Source organism: Frankia sp. CcI49 (assembly GCF_001983215.1).
GTDB classification, from domain to species: Bacteria; Actinomycetota; Actinomycetes; order Frankiales; family Frankiaceae; genus Parafrankia; species Parafrankia irregularis.
In genome coordinates this window covers 243,215-260,014 of sequence record NZ_MOWP01000027.1, presented here as the reverse complement: position 1 = coordinate 260,014, position 16,800 = coordinate 243,215, and the positions used below count along the sequence as shown (strand labels likewise).

General features: G+C 70.8%; 17 protein-coding genes and 1 tRNA gene. 12 read left to right on the top strand and 6 right to left on the bottom strand.

The genetic code is table 11. From position 1 onward, the window contains the following. Positions 1–421: 421 nt before the first annotated feature. Both CcI49_RS42665 and CcI49_RS24715 read right to left on the bottom strand, forming a co-directional pair. On the bottom strand, positions 422–568 hold the full coding sequence (locus tag CcI49_RS42665; RefSeq protein ID WP_198955620.1) for a hypothetical protein: 147 nt from the start codon (positions 566–568) through the stop codon (positions 422–424). A 193-nt stretch (positions 569–761) separates the two neighbouring features. Then, positions 762–1,103 carry a hypothetical protein gene (locus CcI49_RS24715; protein WP_054571417.1) on the bottom strand — a complete coding sequence of 114 codons (342 nt, stop codon included), beginning with the start codon at positions 1,101–1,103 and terminating at the stop codon, positions 762–764. Positions 1,104–1,189: 86 nt separating this feature from the next. Between CcI49_RS24715 and CcI49_RS24710 the strand changes: the two genes are divergently transcribed. Further along, positions 1,190–1,411 (top strand): hypothetical protein, encoded by a 222-nt coding sequence (locus tag CcI49_RS24710; protein WP_006545578.1) that lies wholly within the window; start codon positions 1,190–1,192, stop codon positions 1,409–1,411. Positions 1,412–2,627: 1,216 nt separating this feature from the next. On the opposite strand, the gene CcI49_RS44520 is transcribed toward CcI49_RS24710, so the two are convergent. Together CcI49_RS44520 and CcI49_RS24700 are read right to left on the bottom strand one after the other, a co-directional pair. After that, positions 2,628–2,990 (bottom strand): FmdB family zinc ribbon protein, encoded by a 363-nt coding sequence (locus CcI49_RS44520; protein WP_076829710.1) that lies wholly within the window; start codon positions 2,988–2,990, stop codon positions 2,628–2,630. Positions 2,991–3,081: 91 nt separating this feature from the next. Beyond that, positions 3,082–3,705: a 5-formyltetrahydrofolate cyclo-ligase gene (locus CcI49_RS24700; RefSeq protein WP_054571414.1), complete on the bottom strand. Its 624-nt coding sequence runs from the start codon at positions 3,703–3,705 to the stop codon at positions 3,082–3,084. Positions 3,706–4,360: 655 nt separating this feature from the next. On the opposite strand from CcI49_RS24700, the gene CcI49_RS24695 reads away from it, so the two are divergent. The 9 genes from CcI49_RS24695 to CcI49_RS24650 all read left to right on the top strand — a co-directional run bounded on the left by CcI49_RS24695 (position 4,361) and on the right by CcI49_RS24650 (position 13,105). Next, positions 4,361–5,308, top strand: a complete 948-nt coding sequence (locus tag CcI49_RS24695) for a UTP--glucose-1-phosphate uridylyltransferase (protein ID WP_076829707.1) — start codon at positions 4,361–4,363, stop codon at positions 5,306–5,308. Between the two features lie 586 nt (positions 5,309–5,894). Continuing rightward, complete coding sequence (gene glp, locus CcI49_RS24685; RefSeq protein ID WP_277872752.1) at positions 5,895–7,283, top strand: gephyrin-like molybdotransferase Glp; 1,389 nt, start codon at positions 5,895–5,897, stop codon at positions 7,281–7,283. Next, positions 7,276–7,818 carry a cyclic pyranopterin monophosphate synthase MoaC gene (gene moaC, locus CcI49_RS24680; protein ID WP_076829839.1) on the top strand — a complete coding sequence of 181 codons (543 nt, stop codon included), beginning with the start codon at positions 7,276–7,278 and terminating at the stop codon, positions 7,816–7,818. Before glp ends, moaC begins: the two co-directional genes overlap by 8 nt. 5 nt (positions 7,819–7,823) lie before the next feature. Then, positions 7,824–8,402, top strand: coding sequence for a MogA/MoaB family molybdenum cofactor biosynthesis protein (locus tag CcI49_RS24675; RefSeq protein WP_076829697.1), 579 nt, complete (start codon positions 7,824–7,826; stop codon positions 8,400–8,402). Then, positions 8,399–9,031, top strand: a complete 633-nt coding sequence (locus CcI49_RS24670) for a GNAT family protein (RefSeq protein WP_054571410.1) — start codon at positions 8,399–8,401, stop codon at positions 9,029–9,031. The genes CcI49_RS24675 and CcI49_RS24670 overlap by 4 nt, the downstream gene beginning before the upstream one ends. Positions 9,032–9,477: 446 nt before the next feature. Further along, positions 9,478–9,690: a hypothetical protein gene (locus tag CcI49_RS24665; protein ID WP_076829693.1), complete on the top strand. Its 213-nt coding sequence runs from the start codon at positions 9,478–9,480 to the stop codon at positions 9,688–9,690. Continuing rightward, the gene (gene glpR, locus CcI49_RS42200) at positions 9,687–11,546 is read left to right on the top strand and encodes a gephyrin-like molybdotransferase receptor GlpR (RefSeq protein ID WP_076829689.1); all 1,860 of its coding nucleotides are present in this window, start codon (positions 9,687–9,689) and stop codon (positions 11,544–11,546) included. Before CcI49_RS24665 ends, glpR begins: the two co-directional genes overlap by 4 nt. Before the next feature lie 656 nt (positions 11,547–12,202). Next, the gene (locus CcI49_RS43530; protein ID WP_076829686.1) at positions 12,203–13,012 is read left to right on the top strand and encodes a hypothetical protein; all 810 of its coding nucleotides are present in this window, start codon (positions 12,203–12,205) and stop codon (positions 13,010–13,012) included. 16 nt (positions 13,013–13,028) lie between these two features. Further along, positions 13,029–13,105: transfer RNA gene (locus CcI49_RS24650), tRNA-Ala, on the top strand. A gap of 430 nt (positions 13,106–13,535) precedes the next feature. Here the strand turns inward: CcI49_RS24650 and CcI49_RS24645 are convergent. Continuing rightward, positions 13,536–13,751, bottom strand: coding sequence for a hypothetical protein (locus CcI49_RS24645; protein ID WP_076829683.1), 216 nt, complete (start codon positions 13,749–13,751; stop codon positions 13,536–13,538). A gap of 124 nt (positions 13,752–13,875) precedes the next feature. Between CcI49_RS24645 and CcI49_RS24640 the strand changes: the two genes are divergently transcribed. Both CcI49_RS24640 and CcI49_RS24635 read left to right on the top strand, forming a co-directional pair. Continuing rightward, positions 13,876–14,382 carry a helix-turn-helix transcriptional regulator gene (locus tag CcI49_RS24640; protein WP_241840218.1) on the top strand — a complete coding sequence of 169 codons (507 nt, stop codon included), beginning with the start codon at positions 13,876–13,878 and terminating at the stop codon, positions 14,380–14,382. Further along, positions 14,379–15,008: a nucleotidyl transferase AbiEii/AbiGii toxin family protein gene (locus CcI49_RS24635; RefSeq protein ID WP_116437490.1), complete on the top strand. Its 630-nt coding sequence runs from the start codon at positions 14,379–14,381 to the stop codon at positions 15,006–15,008. The genes CcI49_RS24640 and CcI49_RS24635 overlap by 4 nt, the downstream gene beginning before the upstream one ends. 71 nt (positions 15,009–15,079) lie before the next feature. Here CcI49_RS24635 and CcI49_RS24630 read toward each other — a convergent pair whose 3' ends face one another. Then, a complete protein-coding gene (locus CcI49_RS24630) occupies positions 15,080–16,735 on the bottom strand; it encodes a GMC oxidoreductase (protein WP_076829679.1) in 1,656 nt (551 codons plus the stop codon). Positions 16,736–16,800: the final 65 nt, after the last annotated feature.

The window sequence follows — 16,800 nt, the reverse complement described above, 5'->3', positions numbered from 1 at the left end:
GCATGAGGGTTACCGCAGATGCGAGGCTCGATCAGTATTGCGCCTTTGGGTGACGGAATCCAATGCCAAAGGTCACCTTGTGTTCCGTCCGGGCCGGGTGTATCGCACGTCACAGTCGCTGGCGTGAACGTCGTCCGACCCGGGCGTGAAGTCCCCGTGTCGGCTGGCGTCGGCCGCGCCCGAGCTGGTGGGTGCGGTCACCCGTCGGCGGGCTGCCGAGGGCGCTGGGCACTGTGGGCGCTGTGGGAACTGTGGGAACTCGGCCGGATCCGCGAGGCGCGCGCCGGCCCGCCACGGCGCGAGGAATGTCACGCCGGGCGGGAGGTCCGCCGGCGAAGCCGGTCGGGACCGCGGTGCGAGCGGGTGAGTGGACGGGTGGACGAGCCGGCGGGGTGCGCTGGCGCGGTGAGGTTGGTGGCGGTCAGCGATCGACGTGGTGTGGTGGCAGGTCTTCCATGAGCCGCGCGAGGTCGGTGTCGACCTCGTCGTCGAACAGGCCTTCGTCGCCCCAGCCGATCTCGCGCTCGTCGCTCGGGATCTCGTCGCCGGGCAGCGGCGTGTGCCCCATGGTGATCTCCTTTGATCGGCGTGCGGCCCCTGCGCGGTGGCAGCCGGCAAGGGGCCGTCCGTCGGTCCGTCCATCGAGCCGGGCCACGGGCCGCGCCTGGCTGGGCGCGTCCGGTGCCGGCGCGGCCAATCTACCGGCCATCCGTGGCCGGGAGTGCGTGACGACACGAACGCCGATGGTCGGTGTCTCGTGATCAGTCGACCTGGCCTGCGCCGGTGGGCCGGTCGGGTGGTTCGGGCGCGGCGCGTTCGGTCCCGGGCGGTTCCGGCTCGGTGCCCAGGATCGCCGTGGCCATCGCACTGACGACCGCCTGGCGGGCGGCCTCCCCGCCGGCCAGGTAGGCGTCGCGTTCCCGCTGCGTCCAGGCCTGTGCCTGGCCGTCCGGCGCCGGCTGCCGGGCGCGCAGCGCCGCCCGCAATGCGGCTCGATACCTCGCCACCAGGAGTGGAGGGTCTCCGGACGGGTCCGAGTCGTAGGCCTCGTCGCGGTCAATCAGCTCACTGATCGCGTCCTGTCCACCGGGGGTCGCTGGCATGTTTCCTCCACAGCCTTTATTTGTCGATAAGCAAAAACGACCCTAGCGAGGTTCTTGAGCAAGAGCAAAGTGGTTACGATGTTGTCGTGGACGACGGTGAGCAGTTGGTTGGCATCGGGGACATCGCGTTCCAACTCAAGATCACGCGACAGGCTGTGGACTACTGGACTCGCAAGGACGCCAAGTTTCCGGAGCCTCTGCAGGTCATCAACGCGCCTGCGGGTAGCGGAGCCAAAGGGACCAGGGTTTGGCGTAAGCGCGAGGTCGACGCCTGGATCGTGGAGCACTATCGGCGGCGTAAACAGTAGGCATGCCCGCCCCGCGGGCGCCTCGGGCTCCGTGACTGCCTGGGTGCCCGAGMTGTCCAGGATGCCTTGTGGGTACGGGCATCCTGGGCGGGCCCGGGGGTGCGGGAATCGTGAATCGGGCAATGTGCGCGATATGGCCCACATCTACGCATCTGCGGATGCACGTGAATCCGTCCTTGCGGGGAGGGGTTCGCGGTCTGATCCCGTAGGTTGACGGTATTCGAGGTCTGGTGTATCCGGGCCACATGACGGTTCGTGGCGTGCCTGTGGTGCGAGTCGTGGTTCTTGTTGAACCTCCGTGTGGCCTGCTACCCCTGTTCCCGCGCGCGCTTCCTGGGCCGACGCCGTGGTCGAAATTGTCGACTGAATCACCGAGACAGGTCGATTCGTTCAGTCGATTGTCTTCGCGTCTGTGCCCGTGCCGTGGAATAGCGGCTGCGCTTGGTCCGATAGCGGACAGCCCGCACATCGATCGAGGAGCTGCTGTCAGAATCGGCCGGTTCGCCCCAGGCCTGCCATGGCCGCTTGCCCCGGCTGTGCCTGCTGGTGGTGCTGGTGGGACGTCTCAGTGGTGCCTTTCCGCACCCGGTCATGACGCGTGATGTCGGATGGCCGCTGGTCGGCCCTCGTGGTCGGGTTCCGGCTGGGCGGGGTGACCGGTCGAGGTAGCGGGTGTGCTCCGCTTCGGTGCCGTGCTGCCACGGGCAGGGCGTCGGCCGGGTGCCGGAATCCGGGGGTCCTGGCCTGGTTGGGGCCAGCCGTGACGAGGAGTTTGCGGATCTCGGGCCTCGGAAGGCGTGCCGCCACATCCCGCGCTTCGGGCTGCCGCTGCCACCGAGCGGGACCTGAGGATCGTGGTCGTTGGGACGTCCACGATCCTCAACGCTTCGGATGGCGGCCCTCGGGCCGTGCTGACCGCCGGCAGGCAGACCGCGACACCCGCCAAGGCGGGCCTTGGCGTTACCCTCGTCTACCTAAACGGCTACCACAAGTAGCGAACACCGGAAGTGGTCGGCGGCAAGAAGCCGGGCACGAGGCATTCCCACTGTGGTGCCAGTGCTGACTGCGGAGCAGCGCCGCCTACAGAGCAGTGCTGACTGCAGTGCAGCGCCGACTACGGAGCAGCGCTGGCAAACGAGCGGCGCTGGCAAACGAACAGCCCCCGGCGGAAGGGCCGCCGGGGGCTGTTCGTTGAATGCTGTTCTTTCCTGACGGGTCAGGCAGCAGCCGTGCTGGATGCGGCAGACGCAGCGCTCGTCGACGAGCTGGTGCTGCTGCTCGAGGACCCGGCGGACGCCGCCGTGCCGCTTTCGGCCGCAGCGGAGCTCTTGCCGGACGAGTCGCCGTCCGACGAAGTGGCGGACGACTCCTTCGTGCGCGCCGGAACCCCGGAGGAGGAGCCCGAACGGCTGTCGGTCTTGTAGAAACCGCTGCCCTTGAAGACGAGACCGACGGAGCTGAACACCTTCCGAAGTTGGCCCGTGCAAGCAGGACACTCGGTCAGCGCCGCGTCACTGAAGCTCTGCACGGCTTCAAGATCATGCCCGCAGGCGGTGCAGCGGTACTGGTAGGTCGGCACGGACTCCTCCCGAAGTTGGCACTCGGCGGTAGGGACTGCCAACTCTAACGCCTGAAGGCGGCCGATGGCTTCCCGAATGACGACGTGGGCTTCATGACGATGCTGGGCGAAGCGTTCTTGACGGTGTGACGATCACTGTCACCCGCCTGTCGTGCTCCTCCGCAGGGACGTCGGTCAGAATCTCCCGATCGTGCACCAACGCTATCACCGGGGTGGAGGGGGCGGTGCGGGCCAGCGCCCGGTCATAGGAGCCACCGCCACGCCCCAGCCGGTTGCCCGCCTGGTCGACCGCGAGGGCGGGCACGATGACCGCATCCGCGCGGGCGAGCTCGACCAGGGGGGCGCTCGGCGGTGGCTCGCGGGTGCCCATGGCCCCGGGCACGAGCGTGGTCCCGTACTCGCGGAAGTCCAGATCGAGATCGGGGCGTACGACGGGCAACAGGATCCGGACCCCACGCGCCCGCAGCCGGGCGAGCAGCTCGGCGGTGTCGGGCTCGTCCGCCATCCCGACGTAGGCGGCCACGCACCTGGCCCGGGCGACCTCGGGCAGCGCCAGCACCCGTTCGGTGAGGACCGCCGAGTCCGGCGTGACGCCCGCGCGCCGCAGCGCCAGCAGGCGCCGGCGGATCTCGCTCTTGGGGCCGGGCCACTCGGCCGACGGGGAAAGCACGGGCGACGGCGCCGGGGGTGCCGTCGCCGAAGTACCACCAGGCACTGCGCCACCGGGCACTGCGCCGCCGGACGCCGTGCCACCGGATGTGGCGCCACCGGGCACCGTGCCACTGGACGCTGCGCCGCCGGAGTCTGTTCCCGTGGCCGTGCCGGGATCCGTCGGTGACGGGCCGGGGGAGGGTGCCGAGGCCTGGCCAGAGCCAGCCCGGCCTACCACGTCACTGCCGGTGACGGTTCCTCCGGTCACAGCCATCCCCACCCTCAGCGCGCTCGAGCGTGGCCGCCCTCGATATGTCGGGCCCCGCCTCCCGACTGCTCGGACTTCCCGCGTCGTGCGCCTTCATGCTGTCGGTGACGGTCACAAAGACGACACCGGCCTGACATCCCACTGGCGAAGCCTCACGGTACCGTGATCGACCCGCACGTGGAGACCTGCCCGACGCTGACCCGCCGGGGCGGCGGGCGGCTTCCGGTACGCGTCCGGCGAGCGTGACGAACTGACTGCGGATGGTTGATCGCAGTGCCGGACGGTGGGTGTCGGGTGGCCGGGCCTTCGATGGTGGCCGGGCTGTCGGACACCCGCCACCACCGTGGCCGGGCCCGGTATCGTGCTGGACCGGGCCCACGGCTCGTTGTGAATGTCCTGTGTATCGGTGCCGTGGTGCTCCGGGACGCCCTGCCAGACTAAGGTTTCGCCCATGCTGGTGACGAAGGCGGTCATTCCTGCCGCGGGACTGGGAACCCGGTTCCTGCCCGCGACGAAGTCGGTTCCCAAAGAGATGCTTCCTGTCGTTGACAGACCGGCGATCGAATATGTTGTCGAAGAAGCCTCACGGGCTGGCCTTCGAGACGTGCTGCTGGTGACCAGCCGCTCCAAGAAGGCCATCGAGGATCACTTCGACCGTGAGGCGGAGCTGGAGCTCGCCCTTGAGCGCAAGGGTGACAAAGCCCGGCTCGAGCGTGTCCGCGCGTCCGCGGCGCTGGCCGAGGTCCACTCCGTCCGCCAGGCCTCGCCGCGTGGCCTCGGGCATGCCGTGCTCTGCGCCGCCGCCCACGTCGGCGACGASCCCTTCGCCGTGCTGCTCGGTGACGACCTCATCGACGAACGTGACCCGCTGCTGGCCGAGATGCTCGCCGTGCAGGCGCGGTACGGCGGTGCGGTGGTGGCGCTGATGGAGGTGCCCGAGGAGTCCGTGTCGATGTACGGCGTGGCCACCGTCGCGCCGCTGGCCGTGTCAGCGGATGCGGCGAGCGAGCCCACGGGCCGCTACCGGGCGGTCCGGATCACGGATCTGGTCGAGAAGCCGCCGGTCGAGGAGGCGCCCAGCAACCTGGCGGTCATCGGGCGCTATGTGCTGCCGCCGGAGACGTTCGACATCCTGCGGTCGACGCCGCCTGGCAGGGGCAACGAGATCCAGCTCACCGACGCGCTGCGGACGCTGGCGACCCGGGCCGGTGACGACCCGGGAGCCCAGCTCCCCGTGCACGGTGTCGTGTTCACCGGCCGCCGCTACGACACGGGTGACCGGCTGGACTACCTGAAGGCCATCGTCCGGCTGGCGAGCGAGCGTCAGGACCTCGGCCCCGACTTCTACCCGTGGCTGGAGGAGTACGTCGCCTCCGGTGGGCCCAAGGCCGACGCCTGACGGTGCGGCCCGCGCCGGATCGGCGTGGCCGGCCGACGGGCGCCGGCGGCGGCCGGGGACCGTCGGCGGCGGCAGGGAGCTGCCGGCGGCGGCAGGGCGCTGCCGGCGGAATGGCCGCCGGCAGAACGGCCGCCGGTGACAGCCGGCGGCCGGCTGGTGACGGTCGGACGGATCGCTGCGATGAACCCTCGCCGGGAGCGTCGTGGCCGCGCCCGGCGGCCGTCGAACAGCGCCGGTCCGGTCGCCGCCGAGGGTGCCCGCACCGGCGGCGAATGGGTCGCATCGTGTGCTGACGAGCCGTGACCAGGCACTTCCGATTATGCGATACCCGGCCACTTGTCCGGACCCTTGCTCCGCCGCATTGGTGTTGGCGAGCAGACTGTCGGGACATCTTCGTGCGCAAATGTGCGGGGCGCTGGAAGCACAGTCGATCCAGAGTCCCCGCCGGGGTGGAAATGCACCCCTGGTGAACGTCTGACGGAACCGGAACCGGAACCGCTCCGACGGCCGTGTTGCCGTGGTACCGCTCACTGCTGACGCGAAGGACGAACGGCCAGAACAGAAGTGTCAAGAACGGACGGTGTACGTGAAAACGGTAGATCAGCACGCATCGGACATTCTGTCAGCAATCGGGCCAATGTCCCCGCGTCGGACCGCGCTGCGCGAGGCACACGGGTGTGTGCTGGCGGCAGACGTCCGAGCAACGGTGGCTGTCCCCGGCTTCGACAACTCGGCGATGGACGGATATGCGGCGCGAGCCGCGGAGGTGGCCGCCGCCAGTGAGGCCAACCCGGTCACGCTGGCAGTCTCCAGCGAGATCATGGCCGGACCGGTGCGCCCGGAGCCGCTCGTACCCGGCACCGTCGCAAGAATCATGACCGGCGCTCCGCTGCCGGAAGGCGCCGACACCATCGTCCAGCTCGAATGGACCGACGGCGGCACCGAGAGCGTGCGGATCCACCAGGCACCCCGGCGCGGGCTGCACATCCGGCGCGCCGGTGAGGACATCGCGCCCGGGAATCTCGTGCTGGCCGCGGGAACCGTGCTGGGCTCCGCCCAGATCGGGCTGCTGGCCGCGGTGAACATCGCCCGGCCCGCCGTCCATCCGAGGCCGCGGGTCGCGGTGCTGTCGACCGGCAGTGAGCTCGTCGAGGTCGGCACCCCGCTCGGGCCGGGGCAGATCGTCGACTCGAACAGCCACGCCATCGCCGCGGCGGCCCATGAGGCGGGAGCGGTCGTCCGCAGGTTCGCCGGGGTTTCGGACGATCCCGACGCGTTCGCCGACGCGTTCGAGCAGGTGCTCAAGGACGCCGACGTCGTCATCACCACCGGCGGAATCAGCGTCGGCGCGCGTGACGTGGTCAAGGAGGTTCTGAGCAAGTCGGGCGAGATCCGGTTCGAGCGCATCGCCATGCAGCCGGGCAAGCCGCAGGGATTCGGGGTGGTGGGCGGAGTGCCGGTCTTCACCCTGCCCGGAAACCCGGTCAGCGCCCTGGTGTCGTTCGAGCTGTTCGTCCGGCCGGCGCTGCGGAGGATGCGTGGCCTGCCGACATCGGTGACGTCCCCGGGATCGGCGCCGTTCTCCGAGCCGRCCGCCGGGGGCCAGGACGCGGCGGCGATCTGGAACACCCTCGCCGTAAAGGTGGGTGAGGTTGTGCGGTCGCAGCCTGGGAAGCGTACGTTTCCCCGGGTCCGTCTTGAGCGCGATGCCGGCGGAGAGCTCGTCGCGACGTCCGCGGGCGGCCAGGGCGCCCATCAGATGTCCGGGCTCGCCTCGGCGCACGCGCTGCTCGTCGTTCCCGAGGAGGTCGTCGAGGTGTCCCCCGGTATGGTGCTGCCCGCGCTGCTGCTGGCCGAGCCCGAGTGCGCCGGGCCCCAGGTCCCCGCGTCAACGGCGTCAACCGCGTCGGCTGCCTCGGCGGGTTCCGCGGGTTCGGCGGGTTCGGCGCCGACGGGTGGGACCGCCGGTGAGTGACCCGGTGCGGCTCACCCATGTGGACGACCAGGGTGCGGCGCGGATGGTCGACGTCTCCGCCAAGGACGTCACGACGCGGACGGCCACCGCTGTCGGGCGGCTGCTGACCTCGCCGGCCGTGATCGAGCTGCTGCGTGGCGAGGGGATGCCGAAGGGCGACGCGCTGGCCGTCGCGCGCATCGCCGGGATCATGGGTGCCAAGCGCACCCCGGACCTGGTCCCGCTCTGCCACCCGATCGCGATCTCGGGAGTGAAGGTCGAGCTGGCGGTGCTCGACGACGCGGTCGACATCACGGCGACGGTGCGCACCACCGACCGGACCGGGGTGGAGATGGAGGCGCTGACCGCCGTCGCGGTCGCCGGGCTGACGCTGCACGACATGGTCAAGGCGGTCGATCCCGAGGCCGAGCTCACCGGGGTGCGGGTCGTGTCCAAGACCGGCGGCAGATCCGGAGACTGGCACCGAAGCCAGAGCCCGAGCCAGGGCCTGAGCCAGAGCCCGAGTGGGAGCCAGCGCCAGAGCGGGAGCGGGTGAGCGGCATGCCAGGTCCGCCGCCGGGTGCCCGGGCGCTGGTCGTGACGGTCTCGGACCGTGCCCACCGCGGTATCTACACCGACCGGTCGGGCCCGCTGCTCGTCGAGGGCCTCACCGGGCTCGGGTTCGACGTGCCGGCACCGGTCGTGGTGCCGGATGAGCAGGACGAGATCACCGCCGTCATCCGCGCGGCCGTCGACGCTGGCACAGCCCTGGTCGTGACCACCGGCGGCACCGGTCTCGGGCCACGTGACGTCACCCCGGAGGCGACCCGGGGCCTGCTCGAACGTGAGCTGCCGGGGCTCGCCGAGGCACTGCGGGCCGCCGGGCGGGACAAGGTGCCCACCGCTGTCCTCTCCCGGGGCCTGGCCGGCACCCGCGCGACGACCCTGATCGTGAACCTGCCCGGCTCGACCGGCGGAGTCCGTGACGGGCTGGCCGTGCTCGGCCCGGTCGTCGCGCACGCCCTCGCCCAGCTGCGCGGCGACACCGATCACGCCGCCAGCACCGGTCACGCCGCCAGCACCGGTCACGCCGCCAGCACCGGTCACGCCGGCGACAGCGGCGGGAGGAGTCGCGGGTGAGCGCACCCGGATGGCCGGCTGTGCTGCGCCACGGCGACGTCGTCGTGCGGCCCATGCGGCTTCGTGACGCCGGAGCCTGGGTCGAGGTGCGCAGCCGCAACGCGGACTGGCTCGCGCCGTGGGAGGCGACCCGGCCGGGGGCCCCATCGGTGCGCGAGACCTGGAACGAGCACCAGACCTTCAGCGTGTACTCGCAGATGATGCACCGCCTGCGGGCGCAGTCCAGGGCCGGTGCGGCGCTCGCGTTCGTCATCGCGATCGACGGGCGGCTGGCGGGCCAGCTCACCGTGTCGACGATTGTGCGGGGCGCCTTCAACAGCGCCCAGGTCGGCTACTGGCTCGACGGCGCCCGCGCCGGCCGGGGAATCACACCGACCGCGCTGGCCCTGGTGACCGACCATTGCTTCGGGCCGGTGGGTCTGCATCGGCTGGAGGCGAACGTCCGCCCGGAGAACGCGGCGAGCCGCCGGATGCTGACGAAGCTCGGCTTCCGCGAGGAGGGCCTGCACCGCAGGTTTCTCGCGATCGACGGCGAGTACCGCGACCACATCTGCTTCGCGCTGACGACCGAGGACGTCCCGGACGGATTGCTGGCGCGCTGGAGCCGCGCCCGTTCGGCCCACTCCTGAAGGGGGCGCACGGCGGAGCCTCGTCCGCACCTTCCAAGGTGGGGATGGTCTCGCTCGGCGGGCTCCCCTGAGGTTTTCTCTACCGTCGCGAATCGCCCCTGAAACCGTTCCACCCGGTCGCGGTGCCTTGCGCCGGGCACTGGCGGCAACCCTGTTCGGGGTCACCGGGAGGTGGCCGTGGAAGGCGTCCACGGCCCGTTCCCCGGCGGGAAAGGCCTCGCGGGCATGACTTCTTACGTTGGGTGATCATCGTGCTACCGGTGTGCCCGGTGGTGGGGTCGTCGCCCGGGCCACATCGGTGCCACCTCGGATTGACAGCGGACGACCATCCGGTGAACCTCGCCGACGTGTGCGACACGCGGGGTTCCGGTCGGTGACCGCGCGCATTGCGCTCACTAGCGTCGGGCACGAAATCGTAAACGACGACATCGAGAAGAGGCATCCCGGTGGTCCGCTCGCTCGCGCGGCACGCGCCCGGCGCATCCGGTCCGCGCCAGGCTCGCGACCTGCGGGTGCGGGCCGGCTCCACTCTCACCGGCGACGGTGAAGGCGCCGGCAATGGTGAAGGGCGCTCCGCCGGTGTGGGCGTTCCGCACTGGGTTGGCGACGTCAGGCCACCCAACGACGTCCTCGGGCTGTCACGGATCGTGATCGAATGAGTGCGATCATCTGGCTCGCGATCGTCGCGGTGTGGGGCTTCGTGCTCATCCCCATGTGGCTGCGGCACCATGACTCGGCGGTGGAGCAGCGGTCCGCGGACCGTTTCTCCACCGCAATGCGGGTGCTCTCCCGGCGCGTCTCGCCACGCGGCGGGGTGGACCCGCTCACCAGGGCCACGTCCCAGAGCCCGGTGACGGGGGCACAGGAGGCTTCAGGGATGGCGCATTCGCGCGCAGGCGTTCCATCGGGCCCCAGCTCGGACCGAAGCGCCGGCTCGGACGCAGGCGCCGGCTCGGTGGAATCCTCCGGCTCGGCGGATTCCCGCGGCTCGGCGGATTCCCGCGGCTCGGCGGATTCCCACGCCACCGCGGACTCCGGGAATCCGGCGACGACGGCGGCGACGGCGGCGACGGCCGCGTTCGATGACGCCCAGCCGGCTCCTCACCTGTTCGGGCCGCGGTCCGGCGCGTTGCGCAACGTCTCCGCCGACCGGGCCGTGCGTGCCGTGCAGGCGGAGCACACCGCACTCATCCGACTGCGCCGGCAGCGGCTGCTCGTGCTGCTCGTCGCGATGCCGATCAGCGTCGTCCTCGCGGCCAGTCTCGGTGGCATGTGGATCGTCGTCCAGCTCATCGTGGACGCCGGAACGTTCGGCTATGTGGCCCACCTGCGCCGGTCCGCGCAGGCTCACCGGCGGCTGCTGCGGTCCAGGGCGGAGCTGGACCGGCGCATCGCCGCCGACCGGGCCGCACGGGCTTGTGGCGGCATCCGGGGCTGGTCCGGCGGCGCGGGAGCGGTGGGGCAGGCCACGCCGGCCAGGGCGGGGTCGGCGGGCTCGGCGACGCGCGGCGGTGACTACGCGCCGGTGCGGCTGTCCACCGACAGCGGCGGCGATCTGACCGAGGCGGACCTCGCGCACGCCCGGGCCGACACGGTGGATCTCGCCGGCACCGCCAGCCGCGGCCACGCCGGAGACGGCTCCTACCAGGCCGGTTCGCCCGAGGGCTCCGACGACGACGCGGAAGGCGACTCCTCTGCCGGTGACTACGACACCGACGAGTACCCGGCCGACGAGTACCCGGCCGACGGCTACGAGGACGACCGCTACGACGCCGACGGTTACGCGGCCGACGGCCACGCGGCTGGCGGTTACGTGGCYGACGGCTACGAGGGCGAGGCCGACGGCGCGGTGGCGCAGCCGGCGGCTGGAATCCACTACACCGGTCGGACGGTGACCCGTACCGCCTACACGGCCTACGGCGAGCACTCAGGGCACGGTGACCACCTGGGGCCGGTCGAGTACGTCGAGTACGTCCAGGCCGAACAGGTTGAGTACACGGCCCAGGCGAGCTACCCGGCGGAGCATGCGGAGCAGGTCGCCTACGGCGGCCACCCGGATCAGCCCGCGGACGTCGACCAGGCCGCGTACTACGAGTACGCGCCCCAGGGCGAAGGCCAGGGCTACGACGTCCAGGGCCACGACGTCCAGGGCTACGAGAACAGTCACCAGTACGCCGAGGCGGCCGACAGCGGCTCAGGGGCGCCCGCGCCCGGTGTCGCCACCGGAACGGCCGGCTCCGGCTCCTCCGGGTATCGCACCGGCGGCGCGCAACGGCCCGTCCCGCGGCCCGGTGCACGCCCGAACACCTCGCGTCCGGGGCGGGTCCAGGTCAATCCACCGGGCACCCACGGCGGTCTGATCCCGCCCGCCGCGGCCGGTGGTACTGCGGCGGGCGGAAGCGGCGCGGGGGCGGCGAGCGGGGCCGCGGCCGCCGCGGCGCCGGCGGACCAGGCCCAGGGGCAGACCCCGGACGAACTGGAGACACTGCTGCGCCGCCACGCGGTCGGCAGCTGACCCGTGCCGTGAGCCTGACAACATCCCGCGGTCGAGCGGGCAGCCGCGAAGTCCCGCACTACCAGGCCAGCGTGCCGGAGCGCCCGCGCGGCGGCCCGGCATCGCCGCGCAGCCGGACGTCCTGAGCCGGGCGCAGCCGACGCCCGGCGCCGTCCGCGTGCATAATGGCCTGGTGACACTCCGCTCGCAGCTCGCCTCCGCCGCCGGTTCCCGGCGCACGGAGCTGTCGGCTGCCTGTACGCGGTGTTGTCCCTGCCCTCGCGCCCGCTGACGCCGCCTCCACGCCGACAACGGCCACCCGGCGTCGCCCGGTCAGGCTCAGCCTGACGGGCCAGGGCGTGAGGGGCCTCCGGATCACGTTCGGTATCGGGCCAATCCGCGCACCGAACCCGCCCACCGGTCATCACAGCCGGTCGGGACCGCCAGAAACGTGATCACGTGCCAGCGCCGAGCCGCGCGGCCATCGATGGCCGCCTGCTCCGCATGGCACCAGCCCTCCGGTTCGGTCACTGCGTGTCTCGATGTCGTGCCGTCGGATCCGCCCGTAGTCCGGTCCGCCGCACCGCCCGCCCCGATCACCGCCAGCCGGTGATCGGAGCCGGCTGGTGCAGGCCACCGGAGCCGGAGCGGACAGCGGCAGGAGGAGAGTTCCTGTCTTGACATTCGAATCTTGGCTCGCCCGGCTGCGGGACCGCGGATTCGTCACCTGCCCGGGTAGCAGCGCCGTCCCCATCGACCTGAAGGCCGTCACCGCCGATGGCACCGGGCTGCACTTCCGCTGCCGGGGCGTCCGGGTGCATCTCCACGTCTACCGGCCCGGGCGCGCGGCCTGGCAGACGCCGCTGCGCGACGACGCCTGGAGCCCGGAGGAAACCCTCGAACTGTGGGAGAACCGCCCGGTACAGGACCGGACAGTGCCCACCGGCGGACGGCTGGTCTTCGTCGGCCCCGGACCCGACTCCGGTCCCAGCCCCAGCGGCAGCGGCAGCCCCAGCGGCAGCGGCAGCCCCAGCGGCAGCGGCAGGGACGGCGACGGACCCGAACCGCGGCCCGACACCAGGATCGTGCTCGACGGAGCCCGGTCCCGCGGCTGGCGCGGCCACGAGGCAGGCCTGCTCGCCGTCGCCGAAGCCGCCGCCATCTTCGAATCCATGCTCGTGCTGGCCGGCCTCGTCACCGTCACTGCCACCGCCAGCGGCCACCAGGCGGCCTCCCCACGCCTGGTACCGGCCCAGGGCCAGTCACCCCGTCAAGCGAGGCCAGCCAGACCGGCCATAGACGTCCAGTCGGCCGAACCCGCGATGGCCTTCACCGAGCGGACGTACTCCGTGCTCGCGACAGCCAGAGCCACCGGCGTTGACCAGCCGGGGCTCGCCGCCGGCGGCACACCGCCGTCAGAAGCCCACCCACCAGACGAGACAACTACCGGAGGGGGCGCCCACCCACTTTCGTCCCGCGTCCTGTAAGCTTCAGTTGCTTCCAGGGGGTGTAGCTCAGCCTGGTAGAGCGCCTCCCTCGCACGGAGGAGGCCAGGGGTTCGAGTCCCCTCACCTCCACCAGAGTTGCCATGTTCGAATCCCGATCATGGTTTCTCTGTCTCTCGGTAAGCAACACGCCGCCCGGTGAAGCGCCGGGCGGCGTTCTTGTTTGTCCCCTGTGGCCCCTGATGTCGCCGTGGGCGAGCGTGAGAGTCGGCGCAGTGTGGGACCGGCCCAGGCAGTAGAAATACGGGTAGGTGCCGCCGTGCCGGCCGGTGGCATTCGTGATCCCGAACCGTGAGCCGCAGGTTGCGGGTGCCGTCCGGTAAAGGGTGTGGCTGTCCTCGCAGAGCTTCACCCTCACACAGGGCAAGGGTTTCGCAGGCGCGGGACAGGGCCCGGTCGATGCGGGTCTGTTCTTCCTTGAGGAACTCCTCGGGGAGTGTGGGTCGACGTTCTCGGAGTCCTCTGGGGTTCGCGGGAGAGAAGCCGCAACACCACTTCCACCCGCTCAAGGAAAGTCTGTGCTGCGGACACTTTGCACGAGCCGCCACCGGTCGGGGTCGAGCGCGACATCCGCGATGTTGCGCCCTTCGGTCCTGACCCGGACGTTGAGATAGCCGATCTGGGCGAGGCCGGGGGTTCCGCCGTTGCTGGCCTTCTGCGCCATCTCGTAGGCGATGTCCTTGCCGCTTGCGGCTGACTGGTACTGGTTGATCTCGGCCATCGGCGGCTCAAGTCGCTTGGCGGCGGGCTCATGCCGAGGTCACGCCGGCTGGGCCGGCGAACGGATCGAAGGGCGAGTAGCGTATCTCATCGGATACGTTTGTCGTCGTGGCGGAGGGGGAGTGGTGGATTCGCTGGCAGGCCGGCTGATCGAATCGGCGCGGCTGGAGGCGGGCTTGTCCGGGGCCGAGCTGGCGCGGCGGGCGCGCACGTCGCGGCCGACGTTGGCGGCCTATGAGCACGGGGTGAAGTCGCCGACGTTGGAGACCGCGACGCGTCTGCTGGCGGCGGCCGGCTTCCGGCTCGACGCGGTGCCGGTGCCCTCGTTCGAGGTCGTGGTGGACAGCCGAGGACGACCGTTCACCGTGCCGGATCGGCTGCCTCGGCTTCCGATCCGGCAGGCCTTGGCGCGAGTACGTTTGCCCGTCCATCTGAACTGGTCCGACCCTGATCGGACCTACGACCTTACGGACCGCCGGCAGCGCCACCGCTTGTACGAGATTGTCCTGCGCGAGGGGACGGCGGAGGACATCCTCACTTACATCGACGGGGCACTGCTCGTCGACGCCTGGCCGGAGCTTGTCCTTCCCGTCCAGATCCGGCGCGCCTGGGAACGGACCGCTTTCGGATGATCACATCGTTGCAGCGGGCAGTTGCGCGGATCTTCTTCGGGCTGCCCGAAAGCGCGGGCTTCGCGGTCGCGGGTGGCGCCGCGCTCATCGCACGTGATCTGGTCGACCGCGAGACCCGCGACGTCGATCTGTTCACCGCTCTCCCGCCCACGGCATCGATCCCCGACACGGCAGTGGCGTTCGAACGCGCGGCGGCTTCGCAGGGCTGGGCCATCCGGCGGGTCATGCTCACGGGGAGCTTCGCCAGACTTGTCGTCGAGGCAGGCGATGAGGCATTGATCGTGGATCTCGGCGTCGACAGCCCGCCGGACGAACCACCCACCCTCACCGAACTCGGCCCGACACTCAGCGCCCATGACCTGGCCGCCCGCAAGACCCTCGCCCTGTTCGGCCGAGCCGAGGCACGCGATTTCACCGACGTGCACGACCTGGCGAACGTCTTCACCAAGGATGAACTCGTCCACCTCGCCCAGACCCAGGACGACGGCTTCGACCTGCAGGTGTTCGCCGACATGATCGGAACCATCGGCCGGTTCACCGACGACGACCTGGGACTGCCTCAGCCGGCCGCCGACCGGCTGCGCCACTTTTTCCACACCTGGCGTCAGGAAATCACTGGCGGATGAGCGACGACCGGCCGCGCTCGTGGGCGTGGTCGAGCTGAAATCCGGATGGGGAGCGGCCGCCGGTCGCGGCGCTAGAAAACTTGTCCGACGTCCTGGCGAATGATCGTGGCCATGCTGTGTTCGGCCAGGGCGGCGATGGTCATGGACGGGTTGCAGGCACCGGTGGAGCCGGGGATCCGTGCGCCGTCGAGTACGTAGAGGCCGCGGTGGGCGAGCATTCGGCCGTACTGGTCGACTGCGGCGCCCATGGGAACGCCGCCCAGCGGGTGCCAGGTCGACGGTGCGGCCTGGTCGGTGTCGATCACTGTTCCGCCGCCCGCTGCGGCCAGCCGCTGCATGCGTTCGCCGATCAGCTTCTGCAGGTCGGCCTCGGCGGATGCCGGCCAGGTGAGTGCGGCGTCGTCCTTGTCTGGATCGTAGGTCCAGGTGCCGGCCGCCTGGACGACCCCGAAGCCGACGACGGTCATCATCTTGACCCCGGGGATCTGCATGGGCGACCCGGCGTGGATGAAGGTGAACGGGATGGGGCTGAGCGGGTCGCGGCCCCCCACGCAGGCCGGGCCGCCCTGCTGGGTTCCGATGTCGCCGTTCATCCCGGTCCAGGCGTAGATGCGGTCGCCGTTGTTGCCCCACTGGGTACCGATGGAGTCCGGCAGGTCCGGCACGAGGTTCTTGGCCCGCGCCCTGACCAGGAGCCGTGTCGTGCCGGCGGAGCCGGCGTTGAGGAACACCGCGTCCGCGACGATCCTTTTCCGTTCCTGGACTGTGCCGTCGGTGGCGATCCGGTCTATGGCCAGTACCCAGCGCTTCTTCCGGTCGAGTGAGATGTCGCGGACGACGTGCAGCGGCTCCACCCGCACCCGGCCGGTCTTCTCCGCGGCGGCCAGGTAGGTGGCGTCGATGGAGTGCTTGCCGCCGTTGTTGACACCGAATGCGAGGTCACTGGTGGTGTAGGTGGGCTGGTACTCGCCCGTGAGCTCACCCCGGACGAAATTCCAGTCGACGGGCAGGGGAACCCGGAACGGCTGTAGGCCGGCGTCCGGCGCGGTTTTCAGGAACAGTCGGGACGAGCGGTAGGGGTCGGTATTCAGGATGTCGTCGGGGATTGTGGAGATGCCCAGCATCCTGGCAACGGTCGGGTAGGCCCACTGGTTCAGCTCGTCGTAGAGGCCGGCTGCCGTCGGCATGGACGCGGCGAAGTTCTCCCTGGTCGGCTGCAACGTCATGCCGTGGTAGGCCAGGGAGCCGCCGCCGACCCCGGCCCCGCAGTTGATGTCCATACCGTCACCCACGACGGTCTCGATGACTCCGGTGAACGGCTTCCAGGTCCTGTCGACACCTCGGAGCATGCTGTGGTCGGTCAGCCAGGAGGATCGGTTGTCGACGGTGGCGAAACGGCTGAAGGTCGTCGAATTGGGCCCGCTCGGCCACCGGATGCCGCGTTCCAGGACCAGCGTCGGGACGCCGGCCTCGGCCAGCCGCAGTGCTGTCACACCCCCGCCGAAGCCACTGCCGACGACGACAGCCCGCTCCCGCACCTCGGTCCCGCCGGCGCCGGCGCCGCCGGAGCTCTGCGAATGTGTGTCGTCGGAGCACGCGGTCAGCCCGCCGGCCGCGGCCGCGCCGAAGGCGGCCGTCCCGAAAGCCGCTCCGAGTATTTTCCGGCGGGTGAGACCCGCTGTTGTCTTCCGGCTCAGGGGAGACCTGCTGGAAGCTTGGTCGGACATTCTGACTCCGGTTGTGTCCCGCCGGACGCCTTTCTGCCCGTCGCTCTCGTGGGCACAGGGAGGAA

Bases quoted from the DNA above. Each gene is read 5' to 3' on its own strand.
- CcI49_RS42665 (WP_198955620.1), bottom strand. From the start codon at position 568: ATGGGGCACACGCCGCTGCCCGGCGACGAGATCCCGAGCGACGAGCGC.
- CcI49_RS24630 (WP_076829679.1), bottom strand. From the start codon at position 16,735: ATGTCCGACCAAGCTTCCAGCAGGTCTCCCCTGAGCCGGAAGACAACA.
- CcI49_RS24635 (WP_116437490.1), top strand. From the start codon at position 14,379: ATGATCACATCGTTGCAGCGGGCAGTTGCGCGGATCTTCTTCGGGCTG.
- CcI49_RS24675 (WP_076829697.1), top strand. From the start codon at position 7,824: ATGCCAGGTCCGCCGCCGGGTGCCCGGGCGCTGGTCGTGACGGTCTCG.
- CcI49_RS24645 (WP_076829683.1), bottom strand. From the start codon at position 13,751: ATGGCCGAGATCAACCAGTACCAGTCAGCCGCAAGCGGCAAGGACATC.
- CcI49_RS24715 (WP_054571417.1), bottom strand. From the start codon at position 1,103: ATGCCAGCGACCCCCGGTGGACAGGACGCGATCAGTGAGCTGATTGAC.